This window comes from Bacillus sp. PK6-026, assembly GCF_054161455.1.
Genome location: NZ_CP096418.1, coordinates 3,258,768 through 3,275,651 on the forward strand (window position 1 = coordinate 3,258,768; position 16,884 = coordinate 3,275,651).

At 45.7% G+C, this 16,884-nt stretch carries 19 protein-coding genes and 1 riboswitch; of the genes, 9 read left to right on the plus strand and 10 right to left on the minus strand.

Translation table 11 applies throughout. The features are described from left to right. On the minus strand, positions 1-780 hold the full coding sequence (locus M1D59_RS16550; RefSeq protein WP_458117539.1) for an alpha/beta hydrolase: 780 nt from the start codon (positions 778-780) through the stop codon (positions 1-3). A gap of 43 nt (positions 781-823) precedes the next feature. Between M1D59_RS16550 and M1D59_RS16555 the strand changes: the two genes are divergently transcribed. From M1D59_RS16555 to M1D59_RS16565, 3 genes are all read left to right on the plus strand, one after another. Continuing rightward, complete coding sequence (locus M1D59_RS16555) at positions 824-1,342, plus strand: gamma carbonic anhydrase (protein WP_020452666.1); 519 nt, start codon at positions 824-826, stop codon at positions 1,340-1,342. A gap of 174 nt (positions 1,343-1,516) precedes the next feature. Next, a complete protein-coding gene (locus M1D59_RS16560; protein WP_043054442.1) occupies positions 1,517-2,041 on the plus strand; it encodes a phosphatase PAP2 family protein in 525 nt (174 codons plus the stop codon). Between the two features lie 59 nt (positions 2,042-2,100). Then, positions 2,101-3,237, plus strand: a complete 1,137-nt coding sequence (locus tag M1D59_RS16565) for a glycosyltransferase family 4 protein (protein ID WP_023855829.1) — start codon at positions 2,101-2,103, stop codon at positions 3,235-3,237. A 41-nt stretch (positions 3,238-3,278) separates the two neighbouring features. Here the strand turns inward: M1D59_RS16565 and asnB are convergent, their stop codons facing one another. Then, positions 3,279-5,177 carry an asparagine synthase (glutamine-hydrolyzing) gene (asnB, locus tag M1D59_RS16570; RefSeq protein WP_023855828.1) on the minus strand — a complete coding sequence of 633 codons (1,899 nt, stop codon included), beginning with the start codon at positions 5,175-5,177 and terminating at the stop codon, positions 3,279-3,281. Positions 5,178-5,321: 144 nt separating this feature from the next. Next, entirely contained in the window at positions 5,322-6,524 is a 1,203-nt protein-coding gene (gene metK / locus M1D59_RS16575; RefSeq protein ID WP_003184586.1) for a methionine adenosyltransferase, read from the minus strand. A 390-nt stretch (positions 6,525-6,914) separates the two neighbouring features. Further along, a riboswitch (SAM riboswitch) is annotated at positions 6,915-7,052 on the minus strand. A 194-nt stretch (positions 7,053-7,246) separates the two neighbouring features. On the opposite strand from metK, the gene pckA reads away from it, so the two are divergent. Both pckA and M1D59_RS16585 read left to right on the plus strand, forming a co-directional pair. After that, complete coding sequence (pckA, locus tag M1D59_RS16580; RefSeq protein ID WP_025810968.1) at positions 7,247-8,830, plus strand: phosphoenolpyruvate carboxykinase (ATP); 1,584 nt, start codon at positions 7,247-7,249, stop codon at positions 8,828-8,830. Between the two features lie 250 nt (positions 8,831-9,080). Continuing rightward, positions 9,081-10,265 carry a dicarboxylate/amino acid:cation symporter gene (locus M1D59_RS16585; RefSeq protein WP_020452671.1) on the plus strand — a complete coding sequence of 395 codons (1,185 nt, stop codon included), beginning with the start codon at positions 9,081-9,083 and terminating at the stop codon, positions 10,263-10,265. 40 nt (positions 10,266-10,305) lie between these two features. Here the strand turns inward: M1D59_RS16585 and M1D59_RS16590 are convergent, their stop codons facing one another. Further along, a complete protein-coding gene (locus M1D59_RS16590; protein ID WP_009329422.1) occupies positions 10,306-10,548 on the minus strand; it encodes a DUF2584 domain-containing protein in 243 nt (80 codons plus the stop codon). Beyond that, the gene (locus M1D59_RS16595) at positions 10,549-11,373 is read right to left on the minus strand and encodes an alpha/beta hydrolase family protein (RefSeq protein WP_020452673.1); all 825 of its coding nucleotides are present in this window, start codon (positions 11,371-11,373) and stop codon (positions 10,549-10,551) included. A 145-nt stretch (positions 11,374-11,518) separates the two neighbouring features. Here M1D59_RS16595 and M1D59_RS16600 point away from each other — a divergent pair, with 145 nt between their 5' ends. From M1D59_RS16600 to M1D59_RS16610, 3 genes are read left to right on the plus strand one after another with little or no spacing between them, the layout of a single operon-like run. Beyond that, entirely contained in the window at positions 11,519-12,475 is a 957-nt protein-coding gene (locus M1D59_RS16600; protein WP_229029934.1) for an ABC transporter substrate-binding protein, read from the plus strand. 12 nt (positions 12,476-12,487) lie between these two features. Further along, complete coding sequence (locus M1D59_RS16605) at positions 12,488-13,252, plus strand: ABC transporter ATP-binding protein (RefSeq protein WP_020452675.1); 765 nt, start codon at positions 12,488-12,490, stop codon at positions 13,250-13,252. Further along, on the plus strand, positions 13,239-14,063 hold the full coding sequence (locus M1D59_RS16610; protein WP_031304951.1) for an ABC transporter permease: 825 nt from the start codon (positions 13,239-13,241) through the stop codon (positions 14,061-14,063). The genes M1D59_RS16605 and M1D59_RS16610 overlap by 14 nt, the downstream gene beginning before the upstream one ends. A gap of 30 nt (positions 14,064-14,093) precedes the next feature. Here M1D59_RS16610 and ytkD read toward each other — a convergent pair whose 3' ends face one another. The 4 genes from ytkD to M1D59_RS16630 all read right to left on the minus strand — a co-directional run bounded on the left by ytkD (position 14,094) and on the right by M1D59_RS16630 (position 16,113). After that, positions 14,094-14,570 (minus strand): RNA deprotection pyrophosphohydrolase, encoded by a 477-nt coding sequence (gene ytkD, locus M1D59_RS16615; RefSeq protein WP_458117540.1) that lies wholly within the window; start codon positions 14,568-14,570, stop codon positions 14,094-14,096. A gap of 180 nt (positions 14,571-14,750) precedes the next feature. Beyond that, positions 14,751-15,074, minus strand: a complete 324-nt coding sequence (locus tag M1D59_RS16620) for a hypothetical protein (protein WP_020452678.1) — start codon at positions 15,072-15,074, stop codon at positions 14,751-14,753. 47 nt (positions 15,075-15,121) lie between these two features. Next, a complete protein-coding gene (locus M1D59_RS16625; RefSeq protein ID WP_020452679.1) occupies positions 15,122-15,526 on the minus strand; it encodes a phage holin family protein in 405 nt (134 codons plus the stop codon). A gap of 149 nt (positions 15,527-15,675) precedes the next feature. After that, the gene (locus M1D59_RS16630) at positions 15,676-16,113 is read right to left on the minus strand and encodes a Dps family protein (protein ID WP_003184609.1); all 438 of its coding nucleotides are present in this window, start codon (positions 16,111-16,113) and stop codon (positions 15,676-15,678) included. 133 nt (positions 16,114-16,246) lie between these two features. Between M1D59_RS16630 and ytzI the strand changes: the two genes are divergently transcribed. Beyond that, a complete protein-coding gene (gene ytzI, locus M1D59_RS16635; protein ID WP_020452680.1) occupies positions 16,247-16,390 on the plus strand; it encodes a YtzI protein in 144 nt (47 codons plus the stop codon). Here the strand turns inward: ytzI and M1D59_RS16640 are convergent. Beyond that, complete coding sequence (locus M1D59_RS16640; protein ID WP_026579028.1) at positions 16,384-16,827, minus strand: FixH family protein; 444 nt, start codon at positions 16,825-16,827, stop codon at positions 16,384-16,386. The two genes, ytzI and M1D59_RS16640, sit on opposite strands and share 7 nt — an antisense overlap. Positions 16,828-16,884: the final 57 nt, after the last annotated feature.

Genomic DNA, 16,884 nt, shown 5'->3' on the forward strand with positions numbered 1-16,884 from the left:
TTATGTCATATACTGTTCCACAAACGCTGTGGCCGCTTTAAAAACGTCTTCCCGCTCAGGCTCATTAAAAATTTCGTGGTATAAGCCCTCCCATTCCCTGTACGTCTTATTGTGAGAAGCAAGCTCGTTAAACCACTTGACGACCATTTTTTTGTCGACAAGCCAGTCTGTGCCCGCCTGCATGACAAAGAGCGGGATGTTGAGAAAGGCGTCCGTCGGCTCCATCGCGCTTTTCAACGCTTTTAACATTTCTTGATACCATCTGACAGAAACTTTTGTGATATATAATGAATCGTTGATGTCCATTTCGATGACTTCTTTGTTTCTCGTCGCTTTATCAGGCGTGATCCCGGATTCAAACCGCATGGACGGAGCCAAAACGTTGAGCCCTTTGGAAATCCAGTCCAAAAATTTGTTCGGCTTTAATTGCAGCCCGAGACAAGGGGATGATAAAATGAGACCGGCAATGCCGCTTTGCTGCTGCTTAAACCACTCGATCGCGATCAGGCCGCCCATGCTGTGCCCGAGCATAAATACAGGCAGTTCAAATGCTTTCGCCCTGGCGACCCATTTGTCCACTTCATCAATATATTCTTGAAACGAGCGTATATGTCCTCTTTCTCTTGTCGAAGTTCCCTGTCCGGGCAAATCCCCCATGACGACATTAAACCCGGATGAACGCCACATTTCGGACAGCCATTTATACCGCCCGTGATGCTCACATGCACCGTGAATGATGACGATTGAAGCAACAGGTCTTTCCGCTTCCATGCACCACATGCTGACCACCTCACACAATTTTATAAATGAAAGGATGAAACCAATGATCTACCCTTATAAAAAAACGGAACCTGTTATTCATGAAACGGCGTTTATCGCCGACAACGCGGTCATCACCGGAGATGTAACAATCGGAGAGCAATCAAGCATCTGGTTCTCTTCGGTTATCCGCGGCGATGTCGCCCCGGTCAGGATCGGAAAAGGCGTGAACATTCAAGACCTTTCCTGCCTGCACCAAAGCCCTGAGCGCCCTCTTGTGATTGAAGACGGTGTGACGGTAGGCCATCAGGTTACACTGCACAGCTCCGTGATACGAAAGCATGCCCTTATCGGAATGGGGTCGGTTATTCTTGACGAAGCGGAAGTCGGGGAAGGCGCTTTTATCGGGGCAGGCAGTCTTGTCCCGCCTGGCAAAAAGATCCCGGCCGGGCACCTCGCATTCGGCAGGCCCGCTAAAGTCATCCGCCCGTTAACCGACAAGGATAAACAGGAAATGGAAAGAATTCGCAAAGAATATATTGAAAAAGGACAATACTACAAATCCTTGCAAAAAAAAGATTAGCTTTGCTACAACTTTACCATTTTTCCACCGATAATTTAAGCAATAACCTTTTCGGCCGCACGCGTCTGCGGCTTTTTTCTTTTCCGAAATCTTTACAAATACTTATCATTTGCTAAACATTCATTTTTTACAATAAACATGAAGCAGCCATTCATGTAAAGGGGGTTATGACATTTGAATAAACTGATGGTCGGCATCTACAACTTTGAATGCCGGGTCTTCCTCGGTATGAACAGCTTATTTCACCAAAAAGCACTAAACCGTTACTTTCGTTCCTCAACACATCTGGGAGGGGCATTCTGCACGATTTCCGCTTGCCTGTCTCTCTTGCTGTTCGGATCCGGAAGTGTTCGTACAGCGGGGATCGCCAGCGCCATTGCACTTTTGGTCAGCCACCTTCAAGTCATGCTGATCAAAAAGCTGTATCCAAGAAAGCGGCCGTATTTAACGCTAAAGGAAACACAGGTTTTGCAAAATCCGCTCAAGGATCATTCTTTTCCATCCGGCCATACGACCGCGGCATTTTCCGTCATTACACCGCTAATGATATTCTTTCCGATACTCGCGCTTTTATTAATTCCGGTAGGCATCAGTGTGGGACTCTCCAGAATTTATCTCGGTCTTCATTATCCTTCGGATGTTCTGGCAGGGACGGCCCTCGGGATATCAGTCGGAACTTTGTCGGCGATGGTTTTCTAAGCCGGCCGTTTCTTCCAAAGCGTCACTGATTTTTCACATCACAAACAGGAGGGGAAACGATGAAAATTGCGATATTTACGGACACTTTTACACCGGATGTGAACGGATGCGCCAGAACGCTGAAAAGGTATACGGATTATCTTGAAAAAAACGGGATGTCCTATAAAGTATTTGCGCCGGAAAGCACGCATGAAACACAATTTTCGAGCCGCATCCGCCGTTTTACGAGCATGCCGTTCTTCTTATACCCCGAGTGCAGAATCGCTCTTCCTAATCTCATCAAAATGAAATCAGAACTCCGCGAATTCAATCCCGATCTCATTCACATCGCGACTCCTTTTAATATCGGCCTGGCAGGGCTCAAGCTTGCGAAGAAATGGAACATCCCTGTCGTAGGCTCTTACCATACCGATTTTGACCAGTACCTTTCATATTATGATCTTCAAATGTTTTCCAAACTATTATGGAAATATATGCACTGGTTTCATAAAGATTTTCGAAAAATTTTTGTCCCTTCGCGCGAAACGTTTATGCAGCTCAAAGCCAAACAATTCAGGAACCTCTCCATCTGGAAGCGCGGCGTGGACTGCTCGCTGTTCAGTCCGGCGCATCAAACCGAACACATCCGCAAGCGATACGGCATAAAGGAAACCTATATCCTCAGCTATGTCGGAAGGCTTGCACCTGAGAAAGATTTGGAGACGCTGCTCAAGATCGCAAGTCACCCCAATTTGAAAGATGGCGTCCACTGGCTGATCGCGGGAGACGGCCCGTTAAAAAAAGAGCTTGAGAAGCGGGCTCCCCTCAATATGACTTTTGCCGGCTATGTCAAAGGAGAAGAGCTGGCAAGCATTTATGCAAGCTCAGATTTGTTCGTCTTTCCTTCTCCGACGGAAACCTTCGGAAATTCCGCGCTTGAAGCGCTCGCCTGCGGGACGCCTGTTATCGGGGCAGATTCCGGCGGCCTGAAAGACTTTATACAAAACGGAAGAAACGGTTTTCTTTCCGAACCTGGAAATCCGGATGCATTCACCGAAAATATATTGCGCGTCCTCTCCAATGTGCCGTTAAAAAAACGGATGTCATACGATGCGAGAAGCTATGCCCTTACCCAGTCGTGGGAAGTGATTTTTGACAATCTCTTCTCCGAATGTGAACGTGTGCTAGCAGATTTATCAGCTGAAAAACCGGCATAAAAAAAGAAGGTTTTCGATTAACGAAAACCTTCTTTTTTGACTTAAACGATAATGACTTCTTTTGGCTGATGGTTCAGTTCTTCCGGTACAAAGCGCTTTTCAACGAAAATGCTGTGCCAGATCATAAAGATGAGAACCGTCCAGATTTTGCGGCTGTTATCCGCTTTGTTGGCGCAGTGGTCTTCAAGAAGCTGAAGCACGTAATCTTTATGGATATATGCGTCTGTCTCGCTCTCTTTAATGATGTTCACGGCCCAGTCATGCATTTCGTTTTTCAGCCAGTGGCGGATCGGCACAGGGAACCCTAGCTTTTTGCGGTTTAAGACATGATCTGGAACGATGCCTTCCGCCGCTTTTCTAAGCAGATATTTTGTCGTGCCGTTTTTCGTTTTCAGCTCTTCCGGAATTTTGGAAGCCGCTTCAAATACGACTTTGTCCAAAAACGGAACGCGGAGTTCCAGTGAATTGGCCATCGTCATTTTGTCGGCTTTCAGCAAAATGTCACCGCGCATCCATGTGTGGATATCGACATACTGCATTTTGTTAATTTCGCTGTAGGACTTGCTTTCTTCAAAATATGGCTTTGTCACGTCACAGTAAGAGAGGTTGCTGTCATACTGGCGAAGAAGTTTTGATTTCATGCCTTCTTCAAAAATCTTTGCGTTGCCGATATATCTCTCTTCAAGAGGTGTACAGCCCCTCATTAAAAAGCTTTTCCCTTTCATTCCTTCCGGCATCGCTGAAGCTACGTGCAGAAGCATCTTTTTCAGCGGGGACGGAATTCGTTCAAACGGCTTTAATGAAAGCGGCTCCCGGTAAATATTGTAACCGCCGAACAACTCATCTGCTCCTTCTCCGGACAAAACAACCGTAACTTGCTTCTTCGCTTCCTTCGCGACAAAATACAAAGGAATTGCAGCAGGGTCTGCCAACGGATCATCCAGATGCCAGACGATCTTTGGAAGCTCGTTCATATATTCTTCAGGGGAAATGATCGCGCTGAAGTTCTCCACGCCGACCCTATCAGCGGTTTCTTTCGCAACATCAACTTCGCTGAAGCCTTCATGTTCAAAGCCGACAGAGAACGTTTTTAAGTTGGGATGAAATTGCTTTGCTACCGACACGATAAAAGAAGAGTCGATGCCTCCGGAAAGGAAGGAACCTACAGGTACATCGCTTCGCATATGGACTTTTACGGAATCAAAGATCGCGTCTCTTACTTCCTGAACAAGCTTGTCTTCTTCGGTCTGAACAGGCTTGAATTGAACTTTCCAGTATGTTTTAAATTGAATATCCTCGCCCGGGCGGACAGTAAACTGATGGCCCGGTTCTACTTTTTGCACCTTTTTGTCAAGCGTCTCAGGCTCTGGTACAAATTGGAATGACGTATACTGCTGAAGCGCTTTTTCATTCAATTCCAAATCGGCATCAACAGCCATCAGGCTCTTTCTTTCTGACGCAAAATAAACATGGCCGTCCGTTTTCGTAAAATAGAGCGGCTTAATGCCGAACGGATCGCGCGCTCCGTATAGGAGCTGTTCTTTTTTATCCCAGATTAAAAAAGCAAACATTCCGCGCAGCTTGGAAGCAGCTTCCTGTTTGTAGTGGCGGTAAGTCGCAAGCAAAACTTCCGTATCTGAATCGGTTTTGAACTCGTATCCTTTTGAAATAAGTTCGTCTTTCAGTTCTATATAGTTATAGATTTCTCCATTAAAAATAATCCAATAGGAATCATCTTCATAAGACAGAGGCTGTCCTCCGTTTTCCACATCGATGATGCTGAGCCTTCTAAATCCGAAGCCTACATGCTCATCATGATAGTACCCATCATCGTCCGGACCGCGGTGTACAATCATTTCATTCATTTGTTTAATCAGTTCTTCCTGGGCTGCTGTCTCGGATGATGGGCGATGATTGAATACCCCTACAAATCCACACATAGTATTGCCTCCGATTTTTTAAATTTCGTGCAGAAATCAAAGTCTGCTTCTTGATTAGACAAGTGTTTAAAGAAAAACGTTTCACATCCGCCCGCTTTTTGCCATCGAAAAACAAAGCCGCTTATGAAAGCGGCTATGCGGTTGTTATTCTCCTAATGCATCTTTCTTCAGCTGATCTGCTTTGTCTGTGCGCTCCCAAGGCAGATCGAGGTCGAGGCGGCCGAAATGTCCGTAAGCTGCCGTTTGTTTGTAAATCGGACGGCGAAGATCGAGCATTTTAATAATGCCGGCAGGTCTTAGATCAAAGTTTTTGCGAACCACTTCGATCAATGTTTCTTCACTGGCTTTGCCTGTACCGAATGTATCGATTGAAATGGATACCGGCTGTGCGACACCGATCGCGTAGGCAAGCTGCACTTCACAGGAATCAGCAAGGCCTGCGGCGACGATATTTTTCGCTACATATCTCGCAGCATAAGCTGCAGATCTATCAACCTTTGTCGCATCCTTACCGGAAAACGCTCCGCCGCCGTGACGGGCATATCCGCCATAGGTGTCAACGATGATTTTGCGTCCTGTTAAACCGGCATCCCCCTGCGGTCCTCCGATAACAAAACGGCCCGTAGGATTAATGAAGTACTTCGTGTTTTCATCGATCAGCTCTTTTGGCACTACCGGGTTGATGACGTGCTCTTTCAGATTGCGCTGAATTTGTTCAAGCGAAATCTCAGGGTGATGCTGAGTCGAAATGACAATTGTATCGATGCGAATCGGCTTGTTGTTCTCATCATACTCAACAGTTACCTGTGTCTTTCCGTCCGGACGAAGATACGGCAGAATTTCCTCTTTGCGGACTTCTGTCAAACGGCGAGACAATTTATGAGCAAGCGAAATCGGCAGAGGCATAAGTTCCTTTGTTTCGTTGCAGGCAAAACCGAACATTAAACCTTGGTCTCCGGCTCCGATCGCTTCAATTTCAGCGTCGCTCATTGCTCCTTCACGCGCTTCAAGCGCCTGGTCGACTCCCATTGCAATATCTGGCGACTGTTCATCTATAGACGTTAAGACCGCGCAAGTTTCGGCATCAAAACCGTATTTTGCACGTGTGTAGCCAATTTCTTTAATCGTTTCGCGGACTGTTTTCGGAATATCGACGTAAGTGGACGTCGTGATTTCACCGCTTACCAGCACCAATCCGGTTGTCACAGATGTTTCACAGGCAACGCGGGCATTCGGATCTTTCTTTAAAATTTCGTCTAATATACTATCCGAAATCTGGTCGCAAATTTTGTCCGGATGTCCCTCCGTAACTGACTCTGATGTAAATAACCGACGGTTTTTGCTCATTTATGTTTCCTCCTGTATATGAAGATCAGCCGTGATCTTAAGTATGATACGGATCTCGTCCCTCTTGATTATATGACGATACTCGGGCTTCATACGCTCTCGTTTTGAAACAATTTCCATATGCTATTCTTGACGAGATTCTAAGTCAAAATTCCTCTTAATAGAATTTTTCCTGACTGGCTGCCCGGCTAGACCTTTCACGTCCTGTGAAAAACGCCCAGTACCTTCCTCCTGCTTGATACTCGGCTAAAACCTTTCACGTCCTGTGAAAAACGCCGAGTACCTTCCTCCTGAAGGCAGTTTTTTTAGCAATTTTTGGATCTCGATTTATGCAATAAAAAAACCTTTTCCTATTCGCTGAGGAAAGGGTCTGGTATTGCGTGCCTTTCACTCTTATCGCTCAAGGTATTGAACACCTTGCATCAGGTTAGCACCGTAGTTGTCTCAGAAACTGTTTTTTTCCATTAATAAGAGAAACCGGTTGCTGGGTTTCATTGGGCCTGTCCCTCCACCAGCTCGGGATAAGAGTATCCGCTCAATGAAATATCTTATCTTAAAATGGCTTGTTATGTCAATATCGGCCGCAATAAATTTAAACTTGTCTTTCGAGAAAAAACCCGAACGAAAAATGAAGAAACGGTATAGACTATAAGAGTAAATGTGTTATACTAATTCTACATTAATGTTATACACATTAAAAAACACGCAAAGGAAGGTTTTTTATGAATTCTGTAGATTTAACAACTGACTTACAAACGTTATTAATGGGCGAAAACGTTCAGCTGAACTTGTCCGTTCCCCTTTTGGTTGAAAAAGTCCTTGAACGCAAAGAAGGAGTCTTAACATCTTCCGGAGCCGTGCGGGCTACAACCGGTACATACACCGGCCGCTCGCCAAAAGACAAATTCATTGTGGAAGAAGCGAGCACAAAGGACAAAATCGATTGGGGCGCAGTAAACCAGCCGATTTCAGAAGCCGCCTTTGACCGGCTGTACACAAAAGTGCTCAGCTATTTAAAGGAACGCGATGAATTGTATGTATTTGAAGGGTTTGCAGGAGCAGACGAAAAATACCGGCTTCCGATTACAGTTGTCAACGAGTTCGCCTGGCACAACCTGTTTGCAAGACAGTTGTTCATCAGACCTGAAGAACATGATAAAAAACCTGAAGAACAGCCGTTTACGATTCTTTCCGCTCCGCATTTCAAAGCCGATCCGCTCATTGACGGGACCAGATCTGAAACATTTATCATCGTGTCGTTTGAAAAGCGTACGATTTTAATCGGAGGCACCGAATATGCCGGCGAGATGAAAAAATCGATTTTTTCTATTATGAATTATCTTCTTCCTGAACAAAACATTTTACCGATGCACTGTTCGGCAAACATTGGCGAGGAAGGCGGAACAGCTCTCTTCTTCGGATTGTCAGGCACAGGCAAAACGACGCTTTCCGCCGATCCGAAACGGAAGCTGATCGGTGACGACGAACACGGCTGGTCCAGCACAGGCGTTTTCAACATTGAAGGAGGCTGCTACGCCAAGTGCATTAACTTAAGCAAAGAAAAAGAACCGCAGATTTACAATGCGATCCGCTTCGGTTCCGTTCTTGAAAATGTCGTGGTTGACGGCAAAACCGGGGAGCCGGACTATTCCGACGCATTCTATACGGAAAACACGAGAGCGGCTTACCCGATTGATGCGATTGACAACATCGTCAAGCCGAGCATCGCAGCACACCCGCAGACCATTGTATTTCTGACGGCAGATGCTTTCGGCGTGCTTCCTCCGATCAGCAAGTTAACGAAAGAACAAGCCATGTATCATTTCCTGAGCGGATATACAAGCAAGCTCGCCGGCACCGAACGCGGGATCACCGCTCCTGAAGCCACATTCTCGACCTGCTTCGGTTCCCCGTTCCTTCCGCTCCCTGCACATGTGTACGCTGAAATGCTCGGAAGAAAAATCGATGAACACGGCGTCAGCGTCTTTCTCGTCAATACAGGCTGGACCGGCGGCGGATACGGAACAGGGGAAAGAATGAGCCTCGCTTATACGAGAGCGATGGTTCAGGCTGCGATAGAAGGAGAACTGGATAACGCCGAAATGAAGACTGACCGCATTTTCGGACTTCATTCACCGGTCCATGTTCCGGGTGTGCCTGATCAAGTGCTTGACCCGGCTAAAACTTGGACAGATGAAAACGAATACGAGGAAAAAGCGATCCACTTGGCGAATGCATTCAAAAAGAATTTCAAAAAATTCTCTAATACCGAAAACATTGAAAAAGCCGGAGGACCGCTCGTATAACTCAACCCGCTTGCAGCAGCGCAGGTATTCTGCGCTGCTGCAGTTTATTAAAAATCCGCTTCGCCTGTCAGCGGCCGATGCCATTTTCTGGACAATGATTAAAACGACAATCAAGCACGGCCTGTGATAAAACGCTTCCAATTCGCGGCTGTTATTATTTGAAAATACAGACTTTTTTTATTTTTAACAAAAGAAATCTTTCATATGATAATATGATAAAAACATTTGTATATATCAGGAGGACACATCTATGAAATTTGGATTACTGCCGAGAATTATGACGGCAATTGTTCTTGGTGTTATCGTCGGAAGCTTTGCTCCGCTTTGGTTTGTCAAAACAGCCGCTACTTTCAATGATATTTTTGGAAACTTCATTAAATTCGTCATTCCTTTTATTATTATCGCTTTTATTATTCCCGGCATCGGACAAATCGGCCGCGGCGCCGGAAAAATCCTTGGCATTACAGCAGGTATCGCCTACACGTCAACCATTTTTGCCGGCCTCCTGGCGTACCTTGTCGGATCAAATCTTCTCCCCGCGATCATTTCCGGCCATCAGCTGCAGGAATTTAAAAATCCGGAAGAAGTTTTGCAAGCAGGATTTTTCACCATTGAAATGACGCCGTTTATGAGCGTGATGAGCGCACTGATTTTTGCTTTCATCATGGGAATCGGAATTGCTTATCTGCCCGGAAAAACATTAAAAAACGCATTCGATGAATTTCAAACGATCGTTGAAAAGCTGATATCATATATTATTATTCCGTTACTGCCTGTTCATATTTTCGGTATTTTCACCAATATGACGTTCGGCGGTCAGGTGCAGACAATCTTATCCGTATTTGCTAAAGTTTTCGTGATGATTATCGTGCTTCACCTCGTCATACTTTTGATTCAGTACTCCGTTGCGGGCGCTGCAAACGGCAGAAATCCGCTGTCGCTGTTGAAAATCGTGGCGCCGGCATACTTCACTGCGCTCGGCACACAATCGTCAGCGGCAACGATTCCCGTCACGTTGAGACAAGTCAGAAAAACGGGAGCAAGCCAAAAAGTGGCTGACTTCGCCGTTCCGCTCCTGGCCAATATTCATTTGTCAGGTAGCACGATTACACTGACGAGCTGTGCAATGGGCGTAATGATTCTAAACGGTCAAACACCGACTTTTTCGATCATGATGCCGTTCATTTTAATGCTTGGCGTCACAATGGTCGCAGCGCCCGGTGCCCCGGGGGGTGCCGTTATGGCCGCGGCCGGACTGCTGCAGTCGATGCTCGGCTTTAATGAAACCAGCGTATCATTGATGATCGCACTTTACCTTGCTCAGGACAGCTTGGGTACAGCAACGAACGTGACAGGAGACGGCGCTCTCACCATGCTGATTCACAGGCTGACTTCCAAAAAAGGAATCGGAAAAGAGGAAGATGTGCCTGCATAATACAGAAAAGCCAAGGACGCTATCCGCGCCTTGGCTTTTTTTAATTCGTCGAATTTAATGATACGAGCCTGTATGTTAAATGAGTCCGTCCGTCTGACCATTCAAGGCGCTCCGCCTGCGCGGTGCCGGTAATGTCGCCCCGCTTAGTCTTTCTGACTTCAAGCGGCACATGAAGAGGGTAAACCCGATAACCTTCTTTTTCAAGTGTAAACACATTTTCCTCAACCCGTGTTTCTTTTCCTTTTGTCACAATCATTGTATTAAATTCAACTGGCATTCCCACCTAAAGTCCCCCTCCTTTTCTCTTTTCTTTTAGTTTACCATAACTTGTCCAAGGCCGGCTTTTCATCCATTGAGACAATTCTCTTACAATCCGCCTATTTTCCCGCGGAGGAAAATAGTGGGTATATCGACTGAAATACCACGTATCCACAGACTTGTTTCTTTGCAGAAGTTCGCGTTCTAGACGCCGCGCATGCTCGATGGAGACATTTTCATCGTTTGCTCCGTGGATCAAAAGCACGGGCGCTTCGATCTTCTCCAGCTCGTCAAAAGGCGTCCTCCATTCGTACGCTTCAGGAACCTTTTCAGGCGTCCCGCCGATGACCCGCTTCATCATCCGCCGCAAATCTTTGCGTTCGCGATAGGTCATAACCATATCGCTGACACCGCCCCAAGACACAAACGAAGCTGCAGCTTCTTTCATTTCGATTGCCGTTAAGATACCCATGATCCCGCCGCGGGAAAAGCCAAAAATGTGTACGCGTCCATCTTTTACCAGGTCATGCTTCTGCAGAAGACGAAAAGCGGCAAAAGCATCTTCCCGGTCATCACCCGCAAAGTCTTCATCGCCTTCTCCTCCTTGATTGCCTCTGTAAAACGGAGCAAGAACGACAAAGCCCTGTGAAGCGAACTGGACGATTCGGCCCGGTCTGACCATCCCGACGTTTTTAATTCCGCCGCGCAAATACAAAAATCCGTCATAATGTCCGGGAGCGGCCGGTTCCGCCAAGAGCCCCTTAACCTTGAGTCCTTGTGAAAGGTATGTGACGGAAAACAGACGCACCTTTTTGTTCGGCGATGGAAACCTTCTTTTTTCTAACCACATTCGTCACGTCACCTCTTTTTTAATCCGCAGCTGCCCCTCACACCTGTTTAGTATATAACATAAACTATTTTATGCCGAAAATAACCGAAATCAAAGGAGGGAAATCGGTTTGAAGCGTTTCTTTTTTACCATATTATCCTTCATTATGATGCTGTTTATCCTCGCTTCATGCGGCGGTCAAAAGCCCGAAAAGATCCGTCTCGCGGAAGTGACCCGTTCCGTTTTCTATACGCCTTTATATATCGCCTTGTCTGAAGGTTTGTTTAAAGAAGAAGGCCTTGATGTTGAACTGAAAACGACATGGGGTGGAGATAAAACGATGACTGCCCTTCTGTCAAACGGTGCCGATATTGCGCTTGTCGGCTCGGAAACGTCAATATACGTGAATGCCCAGGGCGCAAGCGATCCGGTGATTAATTTTGCACAGCTTACCCAGACGGACGGAACATTCCTCGTCGCCAGGAACGATGCGGGGCATTTCAGCTGGGATGATTTGAAAAACAAAACGTTCCTTGGCCAGCGCAAAGGCGGAATGCCGCAGATGGCGGGCGAATTTGTCCTGAAACAGAAAGGCATTGATCCCAAAAAGGATGTGGACCTGATCCAAACGATTGATTTCGCGAATATCGCAAACAGCTTTGCATCTGGTACAGGCGATTATGTTCAATTATTTGAACCCCAGGCCTCCATTTTTGAAAGAGAAGGCATCGGCCGCATTGTCGCCTCCTTCGGAAAAGAATCGGGCCGAATTCCATATACGACATTCATGGCTAAACAAAGCTACTTAACAAAAAACGAAGAAGCGGTCGAAAAGTTCACCCGCGCGGTTTACAAAGCGCAGCAGTGGGTAGAGACGCACTCTGCAAAAGAAGCTGCCGAAAGCATTCAAGATTATTTTAAAGATACCGAGCTTTCAATCATTGAATCTTCAATCGAACGGTATAAACAACAACGGTCTTTTGCCCTTGAGCCTGTTTTGGCTGAAAAAGAATGGAACCAGCTTCAAACCATCATGGATGAAGCCGGCGAGCTGCCGAAGCGCACCCCTCATCAAGAGCTGGTCAATACAAAGATCGCCGAAAAGGTCACAAAAAATCACTAGGAGGTGGCCGCAGTGTCTTTTTTGCAAGTTCAGGATGTCACACATACTTACTTTTCATTAAAGGAAAAAACAGCAGCGCTGGAAAACGTCAGCATTGAAGTCGAAAAGGGCGAATTTGTTTCGTTTCTCGGCCCAAGCGGATGCGGCAAAACAACACTTTTATCGATCATCGCCGGCATCGTTTCCCCCACGGAAGGACGCATCTTGGTGGAAGGGCGCACGCCTGACGAAGAGGATCGGCACATCGGTTATATGCTCCAGCAGGATTATTTATTTCCCTGGAAAACCATTGAGGAAAACGTCTTAATCGGTTTGCATATTTCCAAAAAATTCGGACCGGAAACAAAGGAGACCGCTCTCGGCCTGCTGAAAAAATTCGGGCTTTACGAGGTTGAAAAAAAGTATCCAAAAGAGCTCTCAGGCGGTATGAGACAAAGGGCGGCGCTTGCCCGCACACTCGCTGTCGACCCCGATATCCTCCTGCTTGATGAACCTTTTTCAGCCCTTGACTATCAGACAAAACTAAACCTCGAAGATTTGGTGTTCAACACGTTAAAGACGTATCAAAAAACAGCGGTGCTCGTGACTCATGATATCGGTGAAGCGATCGCGATGAGCGATCGGATATTGCTATTTTCAAAGCAGCCGGGCACCATCCATAAAACATTTGCCGTTCCTGAAGCGATCAGGAAGCTGACACCGTTTGAAGCGAGACAGGAACCGGAATTTCAGCCCCTCTTTCAGAACATATGGAAGGAGCTCAATGACCTTGAATAACAAACATCTGAAATCAAAAATTGACTTCCTTCATGAGGATTTTTTAAAGGAGCAGCAAGCCGAAAAAAGGCGGGTCCGCTTTTATCAAATCGTGATTTTCATCGTTTTCTTTTCACTGTGGGAAACCGCAAGCCGTCTGGCGTGGATCGATCCGCTGATCTTCAGCTCTCCTTCAGCCGTCTGGGCGCTTTTCCTCGAAAAGATGGGAGACGGATCATTGCCGGGGCATATCGGTGTCACCGTATTTGAAACCATCCTCGGCTTTCTGGCCGGAACATTGCTTGGAACTTTTCTGGCCGCCCTCCTATGGTGGTTCCCGAGGCTCTCCAAAATATTGGATCCGTATCTTGTCGTCTTAAATGCGATGCCGAAAGTGGCGCTAGGCCCCATTCTCATCGTGGCGATCGGCCCCAGCTTGACGAGTATTATTGCAATGGGCGCCATCATCAGCGTTATCATTACGACAATCGTCGTCTACACGTCCTTTCAAGAAATCGATGAAAACTATTTAAAAGTCATGAAAACATTCGGTGCAACGAAACGCGAGATTTTCAAAGAAGTCATTCTGCCCGCTTCCATTCCGACAATCATATCTACACTGAAGGTCAATGTCGGCTTAAGCTGGGTCGGCGTCATCGTAGGAGAATTTTTAGTGTCTGCTCAAGGCCTCGGCTATATGATCATCTACGGCTTTCAAGTCTTTAATTTCAACCTCGTCATGCTGAGCCTCCTGATCATCGCCGTCTTTGCAACATTGATGTATCAGGGTGTCGAGCTGTTGGAAAGAAAGTGGATGAAAGGCAGAGTATAACATGAAAAAACCCTGCAAATGCAGGGCTTTTTATTTGATGATGCCGACCTTTTTCAGCTTTTCAAGACTGATCGTCAGGACGGAATCTTTCATTATAAAACTGTAATTTCTGTTTTTAGCGATATCTTTCGGGAGGCTCTTCAGCAAAACAGGGCCATTTGTCTCATAGTATGTCTGCTGTTTTTCGATCTTTTCGATATCGGCAAAATAAATATTTTTGACGATCACTTTCTCTCTGCCAAGAACTTTATATTGTCCGAGATAGGTCAGCTTTCTTACGACAGCGCCTGTTTCTTCCTTTACTTCCCGCAAAGCCGCTTCCTCAGCATTTTCGCTTGGTTCGACTTTGCCGCCTGGGAATTCACGGCCCCTGTCTTTATGATTTGTCAACAGCCATTGATCTTCGTAACGGCAGATCACCCATACATGCTTTGGTTCTTTTGAAAAAGGTTCCTTTTCAAAAGAAAGCTGAACCGTATTACGGTAAAAATCTTTAAATTCGTACATCCTAATCCCTCTTATCCGTTTCCTTGCTTCTTCCACTCATCATATCATATATTGGTTCTTTCGGTAGAGTTTTTGTCCAGTTCAGCTCAGTAATTTTATCGTTCCCTCGGGAACTTCAGTGTCCATTTCTGAGTGAGAAGGCGGCAAGGCTGGGTAACTCCGTGCTTGATGGTGCTTCGTTTAATCTGCTGAATTGAGTTCGGCAAGGCCGTTTTCACTGATAAACGACTTGGTTTCTTCATTGCCCAGACGGTAAAGCATCGAGTAAATGTCTTTGCGCAGTTCGTCCATTTTGTCATTTGCACTGTCATAATGGTATTCGACTGCCGGCACGTGAGCTCTGAAAAAGTTTATCCAGTCTTCTGAATACAGCTGATCAAAATATTCCCTTAATATAATGATGTCATCATCTGTCGCTGAAATTTGAAATTCCCACGGGGAAGCGTCTGAGCTCTGTGAAATCATTCCATCTTGCACCGAAACATAGTATGTCCTTTTTTCCAAGGCCAATCATCCTTTTTCGTGTTAGTATGACCAGTTATGTTAAAATGTTACGGCTTTCCCCGGAGTTTTTCCTTTATGGTATTTAAAATATCCAATAACATCTGCGGCACGGGGATTCCTAACGAATGAGCCGTGCTTATGATTTGAAACGCTTCATATAAAATATAAAACATAATAGAAAAATCGCGGATCGAACTGCCTGTTTGCAGCATCTGATCAAAAAGGTGGGCAACGGATATAAGAAAGAGCGTCACCAATTTTTTCGCCAGCCTTGTAAACAGCCTCTTCATTGTAAAGCGATCTTCCACACATTCGTTCAAGCTTTTGCTGACAAATTCAATTCCCATGAGCGTTATTAAGATCATAAATAAATATTCGATTCGGCCAAACAAAAATCCGATGGCTGATAAACCGATTGTAAAGAGCGAAAAGATGCTTAAGTCCTTAAACATATGCTTCAACATCCTTTCAAAAAAGACTTTTCATAGCTTATCCTATGAAAAAAGACTTTGAAAGGCTTGGATGAATTGTTTGACAATTTTTAAAAAAGGCTTTAAAAAGAACGAAAATAAAAAAAGCTCAGGCATTGCCCGAGCTATTCTTACCCTAAGTAGGCTTTCAGCATCCAGTTGTGTTTTTCGATCGATTGATGAATCGCGAGCAGCATGTCTCCCGTCGTTTCATCATTGACTTCATCGGCAAGCTCCATTCCGCTTTTCAGCTCCTCAGCCACCGTTAAAAAGTCATTATAAATATTTTGCACCATTTGTTCAGCAGACTCGCTTCCGTCCGCTTCTTTAATCGCGGACATTTCCAGGCATTCCTTCATCGTTCCGACCGGGGAGCCCTGTATAGCCAAAAGGCGTTCAGCCAAATCATCGATATGCTCTGCAGCTTCTGTGTAAAGTTCCTCAAATTTTTCATGCAGCGTAAAGAAATCTTTCCCTTTCACATACCAATGATAATTATGTAGCTTTACATATAGAACGGTCCAGTTTGCGACTTGTTTGTTGACGGTTGCTTTCAATTTTTCAGACATAAGGTCGTCCTCCTTTTCGTTTACTTTTGATTTACCCGTTTAGCTTGTGCAGGAAACATTTCTTTTACTCTTTATCATGATTTTCTTTGCCTGATATGGTAAACTGTTGGAAAAAGCTATTCGGAGGTAAGTGATGATCCTCTTTTGGATTATTGTAGGAATTCTGATTACAGGCGCCGTTCTGGCCGTATCGCTTGTCACAACATCAAAAGCTTATGACTACAAGCATGAAGTCGATCCCCTTCCGTCGCGGGAAGAAGAACAGCCTCATCAGTGATGGTGGGCTTCTTCTTTTTCATCTTCTTCAGTCACATCCGTTGCTTTCCCTACCTTAATGTCTGCAACCGGCATTGTATGCTGTTTTTTCGCCGTGACATGGACTTGAACTTTGTAATGGCCATCTTCAGGAAACGCTTTTTCAATGCTGTATACGCCTTTTCCTTCATTCTTCGCTTTGATTAGCTCGCTATCTTCCTTGCTCCCGGCCTTCCAGCATTCAAACTCCACATCATCGGCATCTGCAACAGGCTCGTCCCCATAGCTCACGGTCGCTTTTATGACAGCCTTTTCATTTTTGGCCGCCGCTTCTGGAGCCGCCAGTTTTGCCGTCAGCACTTTGGGCTCCTCATCCGATGCCGCCTGCTTGTCCCCCTGGCTGCAGGCTGAAAGACCGACTGCTAAACATAAGAGAATAAACCATTTTCCCAAACGCATCCTATCACCCTTTTTCTATGATATGTATTACAATATAAAGTGTAGCAAAGTTCAGGG